Source organism: Rhodopirellula maiorica SM1 (assembly GCF_000346295.1).
GTDB lineage: Bacteria > Planctomycetota > Planctomycetia > Pirellulales > Pirellulaceae > Novipirellula > Novipirellula maiorica.
On the sequence record NZ_ANOG01000025.1, the window covers coordinates 1 to 15,209 of the forward strand.

At 53.7% G+C, this 15,209-nt stretch carries 9 protein-coding genes; 4 read left to right on the forward strand and 5 right to left on the reverse strand.

The features are described from left to right. Positions 1-148 precede the first annotated feature (148 nt). Both RMSM_RS00825 and RMSM_RS00830 read left to right on the forward strand, forming a co-directional pair. Positions 149-2,536, forward strand: a complete 2,388-nt coding sequence (locus RMSM_RS00825; protein WP_008690134.1) for a LamG-like jellyroll fold domain-containing protein — start codon at positions 149-151, stop codon at positions 2,534-2,536. A 130-nt stretch (positions 2,537-2,666) separates the two neighbouring features. Further along, positions 2,667-5,819, forward strand: coding sequence for a DUF7133 domain-containing protein (locus RMSM_RS00830; protein WP_052031433.1), 3,153 nt, complete (start codon positions 2,667-2,669; stop codon positions 5,817-5,819). 60 nt (positions 5,820-5,879) lie between these two features. On the opposite strand, the gene RMSM_RS00835 is transcribed toward RMSM_RS00830, so the two are convergent. The 3 genes from RMSM_RS00835 to RMSM_RS00845 form a co-directional block, all read right to left on the reverse strand. Beyond that, positions 5,880-6,626, reverse strand: a complete 747-nt coding sequence (locus tag RMSM_RS00835; protein WP_008690136.1) for a dioxygenase family protein — start codon at positions 6,624-6,626, stop codon at positions 5,880-5,882. Positions 6,627-6,795: 169 nt separating this feature from the next. Continuing rightward, a complete protein-coding gene (locus RMSM_RS00840; protein WP_008690137.1) occupies positions 6,796-7,911 on the reverse strand; it encodes an alpha-L-fucosidase in 1,116 nt (371 codons plus the stop codon). A 59-nt stretch (positions 7,912-7,970) separates the two neighbouring features. Next, positions 7,971-8,933 carry an alpha/beta hydrolase gene (locus RMSM_RS00845; RefSeq protein ID WP_008690138.1) on the reverse strand — a complete coding sequence of 321 codons (963 nt, stop codon included), beginning with the start codon at positions 8,931-8,933 and terminating at the stop codon, positions 7,971-7,973. Between the two features lie 390 nt (positions 8,934-9,323). On the opposite strand from RMSM_RS00845, the gene RMSM_RS00850 reads away from it, so the two are divergent. Further along, the gene (locus RMSM_RS00850) at positions 9,324-11,318 is read left to right on the forward strand and encodes a histidine kinase (protein ID WP_236621948.1); all 1,995 of its coding nucleotides are present in this window, start codon (positions 9,324-9,326) and stop codon (positions 11,316-11,318) included. A gap of 16 nt (positions 11,319-11,334) precedes the next feature. Further along, a complete protein-coding gene (locus RMSM_RS00855) occupies positions 11,335-12,030 on the forward strand; it encodes a response regulator (protein WP_008690140.1) in 696 nt (231 codons plus the stop codon). Positions 12,031-12,183: 153 nt separating this feature from the next. Here RMSM_RS00855 and mqo read toward each other — a convergent pair whose 3' ends face one another. Together mqo and RMSM_RS00865 are read right to left on the reverse strand one after the other, a co-directional pair. Further along, positions 12,184-13,716: a malate dehydrogenase (quinone) gene (gene mqo, locus RMSM_RS00860; protein ID WP_236621949.1), complete on the reverse strand. Its 1,533-nt coding sequence runs from the start codon at positions 13,714-13,716 to the stop codon at positions 12,184-12,186. 89 nt (positions 13,717-13,805) lie between these two features. After that, a complete protein-coding gene (locus tag RMSM_RS00865; protein ID WP_008690143.1) occupies positions 13,806-15,098 on the reverse strand; it encodes a class II aldolase/adducin family protein in 1,293 nt (430 codons plus the stop codon). Positions 15,099-15,209: the final 111 nt, after the last annotated feature.

The window sequence follows — 15,209 nt, forward strand, 5'->3', positions numbered from 1 at the left end:
CAGGCACGAGAGCTCTTTTTGGCAGAAGGCGAAGATCCACTCGATACTTCGCCAGCAAGGTCAGGAAAGTTGGGGAAGTGAGCAGGGATCTTCGAATCCGTCGTCCCCAAAACGATCACCATCGGCGTCTGATGCGTCGATTGGATCTGTGGATCACGATCGTCATCCCACGTCGGTATCGCTACGAGCGCATCCAGATTCGGAAAAACCTCGATTCATTGCAAAAAACACGCTTACGCGATTAGTCACGTTGCTACTTGCCGCATGCGTGTTGGTTGCCGTGGGGCTGCAATTCTATAGCAGTCGACAATCACAAACCCAACTTGCCCAACAAAGTGCCGCGACCGGCGATTCGCTTCGTCATCCCCACAGTGGAGAAAGCGAAATCGACCAATGGGTGGCGCTATTGCGGAAAGCCGTTGATGTCCATTGGATCGATGCGGATTCGGCGCCTCACCTTGGCGAACCGATGCCGCCGCGACGCATTCAGTTCGAAAGTGGATTGATTGAAATCCAAACCACCAGCGGTGCGTTGATGGTTCTCGAGGGCCCTGCCGACTTGGAAATCATCAGCGACATGGAAGTCCGATGCCGGCAAGGACGGTTTCGAGTGGATGTTCCACCGCCGGCGGAGGGTTTCCTTGTCCATGCACCGTTTGTCAAAGTGGTTGATCGCGGCACCGCGTTCGCCATGAATATCAATCCAAACGAAGAAACCGAAGTTCATGTGATCGACGGCATGGTCGAACTTGTGTCGCCAACGGATACCGATTCGATGCGTGAATTGCGAAAAGGCAGTTCGGTCAGCGTCGCCTCGGTGGGGGCGTACCGGGATATTCCATCGCAGTCGAACTCGTTTCCTACAGAATCGCAAATCCGTTCACGGACTCGTAACGCAAATGTGGTGCAGAAACTCGCATGGCAACGACGCCGTGACGCTTTGACAGAGCATCCGGACTGCTTGGTCTATTTCGATTTTAGCAGGTCGGAAAAAGGGGAAACGGTTCTCACCAATCATGCGATCCATTCGGAAAATGTTGCCGACGGAACCATCATCGGTTGCAACCGAACTCAGGGACGATGGCCGGGAAAGGAAGCGTTTGAATTCAAGAACATGTCGGATCGAATTCGGTTCTCGCTTCCTGGTATCCACACGACACTCACTTGCATCACCTCGGTGCGGTTGGACGCGTTGGATACATCGATCAGTTCGTTGCTGACGTCCAATGGTGATTTAGTCGGCGATTTTCAGTGGTGGATTGCACCGGAATCCGCCGACTCGGCGCGTCTGTCTTTCGAACGGCGCGAACATTCGCTACGCAGTGAAGTGCAAGCTTACCCTAGTTCACCGGTTTTCCGCCGATCGCAACTCGGTACTTGGGTGCAGTTGGCATTTGTTTGGGATGGTCAACAAGGGACGGTCCGCCAATACGTTAATGGTAATCTTGTATCAAACGAACCGATTCGTTCGTTCGGGCTCGACCATGCTCGGACGTTACGGCTTGATAACGTTGAAATCGGCAACAGTTCCTTGACCGGTGGATCCTACGCTCCGGTTCGCAACTTCAATGGCCGCATGGATGAGTTTGCAATTTTCAGTTCGGCACTGAATCCGCAGGAACTTCGTGCCTACTACGACTTGGCAAACGTGTCTTGGAGCAACACGGCAGACGATAATCGCTGGAACGAACCGGCAAATTGGTTATTAGGGATTTTGCCGGCGCAGCACGACGTTGTTCGAGTCGACCGATCGGATCGTGACAAAGCGATTGTCAATGATGAAACGATCGGGAACCTAAACGCCATCCATGTTGGAACAGCAAAGGGCGAAAAAGGGGAAATGGATATCCTCGGTGGCACGATCACGGCGACGATCAATTCAAACAACTACACTCGCGTGGGGGTTGCTGGCGGTGACGGAGCCGTGAAGCAGTTTGATGGCGACGTTACTGTGAACGCCTTGCAAATTGGGCTCGATAAGGAGTCCCAAGGAAGCTATGAAATCAGTGGCGGCAAGTTGTTGTTGCTGCGTGGCGTCCAGTTGTCCACTAGCAGTTTGGAAGTGGGCAGTCACCAGGGCGCCGGATCCTTCGAGATTTCCGCAGGTTCGCTGGAATCACGCGCCGGTGTGACGATCGGTTACAGCGATGGTGTGGGAACGTTCCGTGTTCGTGGCTCCGACGCTTCGAAGATCCGTATCGGATCGTTTAGTAGTTTCGATGGATTTTGGGTTCAAAATACCGGCAGCACTCTAGCGGCGTTGATCGACGATCGAGGACTTAGCACGATTTTTATCGACGAAGTTGGCAACGATGGTGGTGGCGATGTGACGTTTGCCGACGGAGCATTATTAGATGTTGGTTTCGTTGACGATCCCCAGGTTGGTTCATGGGACGTCATGAAGTGGGACGGAAAACTTAACGACCATGGATTAAGATTTGCCGAGGCGGTGGATCAAAGTGTATGGAGTTTTCAGTTCATCGATACCGATTCCTCGGGCGAACCGGATACGCTTCGCGTGACTGCGGCAAAATGAAAATCATCCGTGTGGCTATTCGATAGCGTTGGCCACCAAAGAAATCCTGTTGGATTAGCGTTCTGGCGTATCGCTGTCTGCAATATCCGAGCCTATCTCTCCTCTCTTAAAACATTCTCGAGTGCACTTCATGCGTTTAGTACGTCATCTTCTTGTTCTTCTAGTTTTTGGGACTTTGATTCCGATTGCGTTCGCCGAAGAGGTCAGTTCGAAAGCACCACCGCTTTCGCCTGCGGATTCGATCGCAACGATGAAAATCCAACCGGGATACGACTTGGTCCCCGTTTTGGTGGAACCTGATATCGAGGAACCCGTGGCGGCGGTGTGGGATGGGAACGGTCGCATGTATGTGATCGAGATGCGAACCTACATGCAGGACATCGATGGTAAGAACCAATTGAAACCCACCAGTCGTGTGTCGCGGCACGAGGACACCGATGATGACGGGATCTACGACAAACACACGGTGTTCGCGGACAATCTGTCATTACCACGAATGGTGTTGCCGCTGTTGGATCGTGTCATTATTTGTGAAACCAACTCGCTCGACTTGAAAAGTTATCAAGACACCGACGACGACGGCGTCGCCGATCGAATCGAAATGTGGTGCGAGCGAGGACGAGTAGGCAATAATCTAGAGCATCAAACCAGCGGGTTGATTTGGAATATTGATAATTGGATCTACGCCACCTACACCCATGAACGGATCCGATTTACTGATGGAAAAGTGATTCGTGAACCGTTGCCGCATGGATCGGGGCAATGGGGATTAACTCACGATGACGAGGGCCGCATTTTCTATTCCACGGCTGGTGGCGAAAATCCCGCGATGGATTTTCAGCGACCGATTGTCTACGGGAAACTATCGCTCCGCGGTGAGCAAGCGGCAGGCTTTCGCGAAGTCTTTCCCATCGACAACGTGCCCGATGTCCAGGGTGGACCGAAACGGCTTCGTGACGACAACACGTTGACAGTCTTTTCGGCCTGTTGCGGCCAATCGGTTTATCGTGGTGACCGAATGCCTGCGGATTTCCAGGGCGATTTGTTGATTCCCGAGCCGGTGGGGCGATTGATTCGTCGTGCGAAGGTCACGAACGATCAAGGTCGAGTGGTCGTCTCGAACGCCTATGATCGCAGCGAGTTCATTGCCGCGACCGATCCCAATTTCCGTCCCGTTAACAGTGCGACGGGGCCCGATGGTTGTCTGTATATCGTCGATATGTATCGAGGCATCATCCAAGAAGGAAACTGGGTTCGCAAGGGATCGTATTTGCGCGAAGTCGTCAGGGAATACGAACTGGAAAAAAATATTGGCCGTGGACGTATCTATCGCATCGATCATCAAACCACCACGCGTGGTCCGCAGCCAAGAATGCTTGACGAGACTCCTGCGGAACTGGTTTCGCACCTCTCGCATCCCAACGGTTGGTGGCGCAGCGAAGCTCAGAAGTTAATCGTGTTGCACGGCGACCGTAGCGTCGTGCCCACGCTGGAAACGATGGCAACAACTCACGAGAACCCGTTGGCAAGGCTGCATGCGATGTGGACACTCGAAGGGCTCGACGCGGTCACAGCGGCGTTGCTGATCGACGCGTTGGCGGACGCGGATTGGCGAGTCCGTAGTGCGGCGCTGAGAATCGCGGAGCCTCAGATGGCAGCGGATCGTTCTCTCGACATGGCGATCAAAGAATTGATGGATGATGAAAATCCCAATGTTTTGATTCAAATGATGCTTTCGATCGGTCACGGGCGACATCCCCAAGCCGCAGCGTGGACTGAACAGATCGTGGCAGCCCACAAAGAGAACTCGGCGATCAGCGAATTGCATAGCCAGATCGTTGCCAATCGTGAAGCGGCGTTGGCGGAACAAAGGAAACTCGAGGAACTGCGCCGACACAACAAGATGCTCGCGGAATCGGTCGAGCGTGGGGCAATCACCTACAAGACACTCTGCACGGAGTGCCATGGCGCCGATGGAACCGGTCAACGCTCGCCCGACAATCACGATCTTGTCTTGGCTCCACCGCTTGCTGGTTCAGCCCGTGTGTTGGGGCACAAAGAACGGCTGACGCGAATTTTGCTGCATGGCTTGGTCGGTCCCGTTGACGAAACAACCTATGCGGCTGGTTTAATGTTGCCGATGGTGGCACATGATGATCGCTGGATTGCCGACGTGGCTAACTTTGTTCGCAATCAGTGGGGAAATAATGGTTCGCTGGTCGAGCAAGCGGATGTGGCGCGAATTCGCGATGATTCGTCCGGTCGCATCGGGCCGTGGACGCTTGCCGAATTAAACTATTTCGACCCGGCGGAACTTGATCGGGATCAATGGACGTTGACAGCCAGTCACAACGCGAAGCATGTATCGGCGGCGATCGATGGAAATGAAAAAACGCGGTGGGACACGGCGACCTACCAGAAACCGGGAATGTGGTTCGCAGTCGAATTCCCAAAACCGATTCGTTTGATGTCGCTGACTTTGGATACCCAACACTCGCGAGCAGATTATCCTCGGCAATTTGTGATTCATGTTTCGGCCGACGGCAAGGATTGGGGCGACCCGGTTGCCGACGGGGTGGGCGACGATCCGGTCACCTTGATCGAATTGGACTGTCCCGAACCAGTAAAACACGTCCGCATCACGCAAACGGGCAAGGCACGAAAAAACTATTGGTCGATTCACGAGTTGGCAATTAAAGGGATGTCGGCCGACGCCAAGCCGACCGAATCGCTGGCGCAAACGCTTGCCGACGCGGATCCTGAGCAGCTCGCCGCCGAGGCCAGAGAGCATGGCGATCCAAAACTGGGAGCCACGTTGTTTTACAACGCCGCATTGTCGTGCGCGAATTGTCACGACCCTGCCAATGGCCCGCAGTTGGCGCCTGATCTCGCTTCGCGGCGGGATGGCGTGACCGATCGTTTTCTTGTCGAATCCGTACTCGATCCGTCCAAAGACATTCGCAAGGATTATTCGCAGTTGATGGTGTTGACCGTCGATGGAGTGAGCTTGATGGGATTCGTGCAGAGCGAGAGCGACGAAACGCTTGTATTGCGTGATCCCGCGAGCGGCAAACTGATTGAGATTGCTCAAGACGACATCGAGTTTTCCAAACCATCGACCATTTCAGCGATGCCAGCAGGACTGGTCAATCCTTTAGCAAGCAAGCAACAATTTCTTGATCTGGTCCGGTTTCTGATGGAGATCAATGGTGGCGGCGCAGAGCCGTTACAAACGTTGACCAAAGGGGTTCGTCCGGCGAAGGGGAATGCGACGGCACACTAAGACGAATTCGCTGAACCCGATTCAGCTCGGCCGTGGATCACGCTCGCGCTCGAACCGGTGTCAGCGACCGCGACGTTGCCATTCTGGTTTCCCGATGCCGTGCATTCGGCCTTGCTCGTCTTCTTGAGCGGTGACGCCTAGCACGATATCAAAATCCACGGCCAACTCGCCAATCGTTGAATCCACAAGTGGTTTGAAGTCACCGAGGACCGTTTGGCGAGATGTTGGATCGATGCGGCGAAGGATGCCGTCGCGTTTGTTCTCGGGATGTCCTTTGACGTACAGCTGCGTCGTCAAGATGCGGTGGCCGCTTTTGCTGACACCAAAGTGAATGTGCGGCGTTCGCCCTGGATACGGCACCGGTTTGATCGTGCGGAAGTAATACTGTCCTTTGGAATCGGTCAAGAAACGACCATAGCCCTGAAAGTTCTTGTCTTGATTGACGCGGTTGGTCGTATCGTTCGTATTGATGTACACCGCGTTGTTATCGACTTGCCAAATTTCGACAAAGGCGTTGCGAACGGGATTGCCTTTGGCGTCGAGCACACGTCCGGTCAAATGAGTGATCTCGCCAACCGCGGGCGTGATCGAATCATTGATCACCAACAGGTCGTTGTCGGTATCGAGCGGCATTTTGTTTGGATAAAACGGTCCTTCGGTCTGGGCCGGCGTCTCGATCAGGTCGGCGAAAACGTTGGAAGTCGACAGCGTGGTCGCAGCCAACGCGATTCCGCTTTGCAGCATCGCACGTCGACCCATCACGTTACGAGCGATGCCGCGGGGAGTATTGAAGGGATGGCGGATCATGGTATTTTCTCGACCTGCGTTTGTGTGCGGGAATGGATCGGAAGGGCGTCCTTCGTGCTCGATCCTAGCGTTTGTATTCTATCCTGATCCAACCTGCCGCGTGGTCATCTGTTTCGCGTGGATTCAAGCGAAATTTTAGTAAAGCTAGACATCTCACGCCGTATTCTGCTTACCCCTGACGTCGTCTTCGGCCCACCTCCTTGAGCGTCGCAAGATCTTCGGGGTGAATCGATCCGTCAGGCAGCGGTCCCGTATTGAGCAGCAGATTTGCATTCATTGATTTCGCGGTGGCCAACATTTCCATCACTTGATCGGCGGTTTTATGCTTGCCATCGTCCGTTTTCATGTAGCCCCATCCATGCGGCTGCAACGTGTCGCAGATTTCGAGCGGAACATCCGATTCGCCTTTCCAGTGACGTTCGGGGGCCTTGAAATCTTCGGTTCCGAGCAGCCCTTGTTTGTACGACACCAACACCTGCGGCTGCATACTGTGAATGTGATCGTACAGTTGTTGCGTCTTAAATTCGTGCATCTTTTTTTTGCGAGATGCGGGGGTCGCAAAACCATCAAGCCAAATACCGGCGATCGGCCCATAGTGGGTCAACAGTTCGGTGATTTGGTTCTTCATGAACTCGACGTAGATCTGTAAGTCGTGTTCCTTGCCGCTGGCATAAAACGATTCAGGCGGATTGTACTTGGGCCGCGCCGATCCGCCCCAGCCCCAATTGTTCGGCGCGTGCGGATGTCGCCAATCGCGGCCGTGAGAATAATAGAGGAAAAAGCCAAGTCCCTTGTTTTGGCACTGCTCGGCGACCTCCGCGACCAAGTCTCGCTTTGCGGGCGTGTTCGTGCTCTTGAAATCGGTGTACTTCGAGTCGAACAGACAGAAACTGTCATGGTGCCGCGTGGTCAAATTGATGTACTTCATACCGGCATCCAAAGCCATGTCGGTGATGAAGTCCGCATCAAAATTTTCAGCGGTAAAACGACTTGCTAGTTTTTCATACTCTTTGACGCGGATCTTCTCTTTGATCATCACCCATTCGTGGCGTCCCAACAACGAATAAAGACCGTAGTGGATGAACAAACCGAACTCTGCTTGGCGAAACCACTGTAACGCCGCCCCCCGAGGGTCAACCGCGTACTGTTCCGCCACGTCCTGCAAATACGTTGGGACGGAGACATCCGCATCAAGCGCCGCCGTATCGTCAGCAACGACAGCCGAGGAGGTGGCGAGTGCGGCACCCGCAAGGCCTGATGTAATAAAATTGCGGCGTGAAATCATGTGGTTTTTCTCTGACAGTACTCTAAAGGTTGTGGGAACGGGGCAGTCGATTCGAGTTTCTACTTTTCGTTTCGCGTTAGACGATCGATCAAATAGGCGTGGACCGTGTGATGTTTTGCATCGGGGGCGCCGGGGTAATACAGCTCGCTTTCGACGTTCTTGGATTGAAGGTGCTCGTGCAGCTTTAGTCCAAAGTTGGATGTGTGCGTAGGGTCGCCTTGTTTCTTCCCGATCGCAGGTGTATTGCTGTAAAACAAATAGGTCGCAGGATCGTCGCTCGATACCAATGCATAGGGAGAATACTCGGCGATCCAATCGGCAATGGCATCACGTTGGGCAAGGAAGGCATCGAAATCCAATTGGAATTCTTTCGGCCCCGGTTTGAAGATTCCAAAGGCGTGGCTGCCGTAATTACTATTGGGCGTCCATTGTTTCATCTGAACCGGATCCAATGTCGTCTGCGGTCGTATCGTCGCCGTACAGAACAAGCGAGTGGATTGACGGGCCACCGGATCCTCGCTATCGAGGTCCGCCATGTCATCGTGGAAGGCAAGCCACAGACTGGTGCAACCGCCTGCGGAACCGCCACTGGCCGCGATCCGCTGCGGGTCGAAATTCCATTGGGCCGCGTGGGTGCGAACAAATTGTAACGCCCGTGCTGCGTCCTGCAGCGGAGCTTTGACGGGCGGTTTGATGTCTGCCGCAACCGCGTCTTGGATATAGCGATATTGGATCGACACCACCGAGATTTTGTGTTCGAGCAGGATCGACAACATGTTCAACAAATTCTTGTCTTGCGGATCACCTCCACGCCACCCACCCCCATGGATATAGAAAAGCAACGGAGTGGGCGAATCCGACTCTGCTTGCCAAAAATAGAGGAATTGCTTGGGATGCTGTCCGTAAGGCACTTTTGACAACGTCGGTTCCGGTGCCTTCGGGGCTGATTGAGCTTGCGCCACCGCATTGCACCCAATCACCAATGCTGTTACCGCAACAAGCAAGCGAATTTGGTAAATCATTATTCGAGGTCTCAAGTGAAAGTGTGCGGAAGGTATCCGAGCGGGAATCGTTTTGCGCGTATCGAACCGTAGGCAAATTGACGGAACTGTCAATCATTTAGACTAGCTAGATTGGCGGCGTTGTCATTAGCTAATTACGACGGGACATTGATAGATTGCGTCATGCGTACTTCGGATGCCCAATTCGCCACAGCCTAAGCAGTGCGACGCGAGCGGGCAGTCAGGCACGCGGGCAGCCAGGCAGCCAACGAATGGGCGTTTCTTGATATTTTGCCGGATTGGCCGCGCAATAGCCCTTACCGATGCTCTGCACTATCCTGGGATCACGTGAGAAGCGTTTGGTAGGTGCAGCAAATTGTGGTGGTGATGTATCCGGCTCGAAGACATTTATTGACTTTCGCGACGCTTGGCGTAATTGCGTTGTTGGTGGGATGGTGGTTCACCGTGGCGCTGTCCAGTGGACCATTGGATTCCTCGGCTTCGCCTCTGAAGCGGCTGTCGCTTTCCGCGCTTGAGCAACGCATGACCGCGCTCGACCGACAACTTAAGTTTCTCGCTCAGCCGAGCATGCGGACGGGAGTGGGGGCGGTGGGATACCGTTCGATCGCGAAACACGATGATCATCAGGGAGAGTGGATTCAGATTGATTGGCAGCAAGACGTGACCATCAATCAAATCGTGCTGGTTCCGACAATTTGGCGTGATACGGTCAACGGTTTTCGCGCCGATGGATTCCCGGCCGAGTTTCGCATCTTGGTGGGGACTGCGGGCGAGTCCAAAGGCAAGGTCGTGGCCAGCTACGGGGCTGCGGATTCGATTCTACCCCGCGTTGCTCCGTTGGTCGTCTCGTTCCCGGCGACCGAGGCAAGTTGGATGCGACTCGAGGCGACTCGGCTTTCACCTCGCGGGTGGGACGGAATGTACATTTTGCAGCTATCGGAGATCATGGTTTTTAGCGGTCAAGAAAATGTGGCATTGAGACAATCGGTCGATGTGTCGTCCGAGGAACAACGTGATCCTCGTTCTGCCCGTCACAAACAGCATTTGGTTGACGGATTTGTCCCCTATTTGATGGACGCCTACGAAGGGAAACAAAGTTTGGCTTTTGTCAGCGAGATTGGGGTTGGCGATTCACCCGAAATTGTGATTGACCTCGATCAGCCTGTGCCGCTCAGCCGCATTCATATGCATTCAACTGATCTAAGTGATACGGTGCCGCAGAGCGTTCCCGAAGATTTTGGCATACCGCGTTCAATGCTAATCGAGGGCTCGAGGGAGCCTGATTTTTCGGACGCGGTTCAGCTCTGCGAATACCACATGGAATCGGTCTACGAAGTTGGACCGATCATCATGCGTCGGTTTCCTGAATCCACATGTCGTTATGTTCGGTTGATCGTGCAGGACCCTTATGTCTACTCGGGTGGCGGCAAAACGGGATCCCGAATCGGTTTCGCAGAGATTGAGCTATTTGCAAACGGACAAAACGTTTCGGTGGGAAAGACGGTTCGGGCGAATTTCAATGCGGATAGCCCTACGCGAAAGGTATCCGCGTTGACCGATGGCAATAATCTGTTCGGTGAAATCTTGCCGATCCGGCGGTGGATGAACGAGTTGGCCAAACGGCACGATCTCGAGTCGGAGCGTCCGTTACTGCGAGCGGAATTGAATGAGCGATACCAGATCCAAAAGACGAATTTGAATCGCTTGGCTTGGTTGGCGGGACTGCTCGGGTTTATCGCGGTTTGTACGATCTTGGTCGAGCGTATCGTTCGCCAACGTGTGATCTATCAAACGCGGCAGCGGATTGCCGCTGACCTGCATGACGAATTGGGGGCGAATCTGCACGCCATCGGACTGCTTGGTGATCTCGCCCAAACGACCACGGATTCACCCGATCAACTAAAATCACTGTTGCGACGGATTCGCGATTTGACCGAACGCAGTGGTGCCGCGACACGTTATTGTTCCAATCTGCTAGAAGCCAAAGGGTTGTTCGGAGATCTGATGGATGACATGCGTCGAACATCAACACGAATGATGGCCGATTTGGAACACGAAATCTCGTTCGAAGGTGAAGCTTTGCTACGCAAACTAAAGCCCGCGGTTCGAATTGATTTGTTCCTGTTTTATAAAGAGTGTCTGGTCAACATCCTTCGCCACTCGGGCGCCACGTTTGTGACGACCCATCTGAAGGCTGACCACCGCGAGTTGTGCTTAACGATTACCGATAATGGCAGTGGATTAGAACATTCGACCGGTGCTCGAGTGCCGCGTTCACTCCGTCGCCGAGCGCGGTTGCTCGGTGCTCAAGTCGATGCTCGAGATTTAGAAAACCATGGCACTCGAATTACGTTACGATTGCGTACTCGAAAATTTTTAAGTTGAACATGAGAGAGTCACTGTGGAAAAATTGATTCGTGTCATGTTGGTCGAAGACAACGTGGAATACCGCGAGGTGATACGGTTGGCGTTGGAGCAAGAATCCGACATTGAATTGGTCAGCCAATTTGGGACCTCCGAGATCGGATTGCGGTCGCTGCAGAATGCATCGGATTCGGAGCTTCCTGATCTGATTCTGCTCGACCTACGGCTGCCAGGAATGGACGGGCTGGAAGCACTTCCGCAGTTTCGTCAGTCAGCGCCGCAGGCGAAAATTATGATTTTGACTCAATCCAATCAACAACAAGATGTGCTGCGGGCAATCACATTGGGGGCGTCCGGCTATTTGTTGAAATCGGCGCGGCTAAGCGAAATTACCGAGGGGATTTGCATGGTGGCCCAAGGCGGAGCCTCGCTGGATAAAGGTGTGGCGATGTATTTGTTGGAATCATTGCAACAGAAACAAACCAATCGTGACGCAAAGAACTTGCTGACCGATCGAGAGTTTGAGATTCTGACATTGATGGCCGATGGATTCGTCAAAAAGGAAATCGCAGCACGCTTGAAGATTGGCTACAGCACGGTCGACACCCACGTCGCTCATATCTACGAAAAACTGCAAGTGACCAATGGACCGTCAGCAGTAAATCGAGCCCATCGCTTGGGGATTTTTTCGCAACACGATGCTGACATCGAGGGAAGCAAAGACGATGTTTAGAGTGGCTTCGTTCGCTTGGCAATCGTCTCTAGCACGTTCGGTTGTCACGCCGCGCCGGTTAGAACAGCGTAAATTTCCCCGTGCCGTCTGCGACCTCGGCACTTTATGGCATGCCCTGATTATTGCCGAGCGACCGTGACGTGGCTGACAGAATCAATCTGTTTGAAGTTGTAACTGATGATCACTGATCGCATGAATGTGCTCAAACCGTTCGGCTGCCGACGGCGATTGCAGCGATTCGTCGTAGGATGGAATCAACTGCTTCATCGTGCTGGCAGCTTGAGGTGTTTCAAGCAAATGGGGCAAGCAGTTTTGAATGACCTGCAGCATCAATGAGACGGAAACCGAGGCCCCCGGTGACGCGCCCAACAATGCGGCGATCGTGTTGTCTTTATCGGTCACGATCTCAGTGCCGTAATGAACGATGCCCGCTTCGCCGTCCTCGCGTTTGATCGCTTGGACGCGAATGCCTGCATCCATCAGTCGCCAATCGTTCGTTTTAGCCTCGGGGTAAAACGTGCGAAGCAGCTTCATCCGGCTGCCCATACTCTGAAGTCCCTGTTGGACCAAATACTTGACCAGCGGCAGATTGTAGGCACCCACTTTCAACAGCGATGCGATGTTGTCGGGACGGATCGAAAAAGGCAAATCGGTGATATGACCTTGGTCTTTAAGGAACCGGGTGGTCCAAGCGGCAAAGGGGCCGAACAGAATCGCTTTCTTGCCATCAATGACTCGGGTGTCCAAATGCGGAACCGCCATCGTCGGCGCTTCGTCTTGCGCCTGTCCATAAACCTTGGCTTGATGCTGAGCGACGATCGCCGGGTCGTCACACACCAGCCACTGGCCTCCGATCGGAAAGCCACCAAAACCTTTGCTTTCAGGAATTCCCGATTTTTGCAACAAAGACAAACTGCCACCGCCGGCACCAATGAAAACAAATTTTGCGGAGGTCTTCACCGGCTTGCCGCTGCTCAAGTCTCGGACCGAGACGTCCCATCCGCTTGAGGTGCGGCGAAGTCCATTGACACGATGGTGGGTTGCCACGCCGCAACCCGGTTGCGTCTGCATCCACTGGATTAATTTCCGCGACAGCGATCCAAAGTTGACGTCGGTGCCCGACAACATTCGTGTGGCGGCGATTGGCGTGGAATCACGTCCGTTGACCAGCAGCGGTGCCCATTGCCGAATCGTATCGCGGTCGGTTGAAAATTCCATTTCCGAAAAGAAATGATGCGACGACATCGCATCGTAACGAGCCTTCAAAAAGTCGACTTGTGCCTGCCCATGGACAAAGCTGATGTGAGGCACCGGGTTGATGAACTCATGCGGTGAGTCAATCATGCCCTCGGCAACGGCGTAGCCCCAAAATTGCCGCGATTGTTCGAACTGTTCAAAAATCGAGATCGCGTTTGATACGTCCACCGAACCATCGGGATTGCGGTTGGGCGTATAGCTCAATTCGCAAATCCCCGCATGACCTGTGCCTGCATTATTCCAGGCGTTTGAGCTTTCTTGTGCGAGATCTTCGGAGACTTCGAAAAGTTGGATCTTCAGCTCGGGACGCAACCGCTTGAGCATTGCGCCAAGATTGGCGGACATGACGCCACTGCCGATCAGAATGACATCGGGATCGTCGATATACATCAAAGTCAAAGAAAAGAAGTACAGAGAGAGAAGAGTCAAACCCGTTTGCGAGAGCTAAGAAAGGTTGCCCTCACCTTGCCGACGCAGCGGGCTCGTTTTTTAAGCCGCCTGCTAATTCAGACCGCCCGCTAATTGAGATTGAACGCCGCTTTTAATTCATCGATGACGCTATCGGGCATCGAGGCAACTTCGCCAATCGCTTTGGCGTTGATAACCGCTTCGGCCGTTGATTCGAGTACCTCCAGCCGATCGAAGGTGTCCAAGACGCTACGTCCAGTGACAATCACTCCGTCATTTTCGAGGATCGCTGCGGGCATCGATTCCGAGATATAGCCTGCGAGCTGTTTGTCGCCGCGATATTGGATGCCATAGGGCACGCGGCGGACGTCGCGAAGGAAAACGTAGCTTTCGGGAATTGTCCGCACATCAAATTGGGAATCGGTTGCACTAAATGCAGTCGCATTGACTGGATGGGCGAACACAATCGCCTGGACCGCGGGATGCTTTTCGTAAATCGCTTGATGAGCACGGGCGGCTCGGCTGGCTAACTTGCCCGCTTCGCGTTGATTTCCGCTGACCAGAACAAGGTCCTCGACGTTCAGAAGTTCTCGGTCCTTTTGGGTCGGCGTGATCAAGAATGAATCATGGTCAAGACGAGCCGAGAAACTTCCCTCGGTGCTGATCAGCAAGCGTTGACGACAACCGCGACGGACAAATTCGCACAATTGGCGACGCAGTTCTTGTTCTTTCGGAGTTGCGGGAACCGGATCATACGAGTCGAAATCGACTCCTCGTTCGGCAGCTTGCTGTAGGTGCTCGTCGTCAAGGAAGCGGACCTTGCCGAGTTGCGAAGCCTTGACCAACGTTTTGCCGGCAAATTCAAATGCTTCGAATCGCTCGAATGCGCGGGCCAGTGAATCACCACCGACCACGACACCGTGGTTTTCCAAGATCACACTGTCGCACCCTTTCGCGAACGTCGCGGCAATGTTCGCCCCGAGTTGCTCGCTACCGGGACAGGCATAGGGAGCAAAACCGAGTTGGCCACAAACCGAATGGGCTTGGTGGAACAACCGAGTGTTCGGCGTTTGGCGACAGATACTGAATGCGACCAACGCCACCGGATGGGCGTGGACGATCGCACGAATGTCGGGTCTTGCTTCGTAGATCGCTTTATGAAATGGGAACTCCGAGGACGGCGGATGCAGTCCATCGACGGTTCCGTCGGCTTTGACACAAACGATGTCTTTTCGAGTCAGGTTGCCCTTGTCGACGCGAGCGGGTGAGATCCAGATGTCGCCCGCTTCATCACGGATCGAAAGATTACCACCCGAAGTCGTTGTCATACGATAACGATAGATACGATCCATCGTTTGCATGATCTCATCGCGAGGGTGAATCAAATGGCGTTTCGCAGTCATGGGAACTGTCTTTTGAGAATGAAATGTATGTAGCACAGGCTGCCAGCCTGTAAGTGAAGCCCCCTCGCCGTGCCGCTACTAACATCGACGGCGTTAACCGCAAGCCGCCGG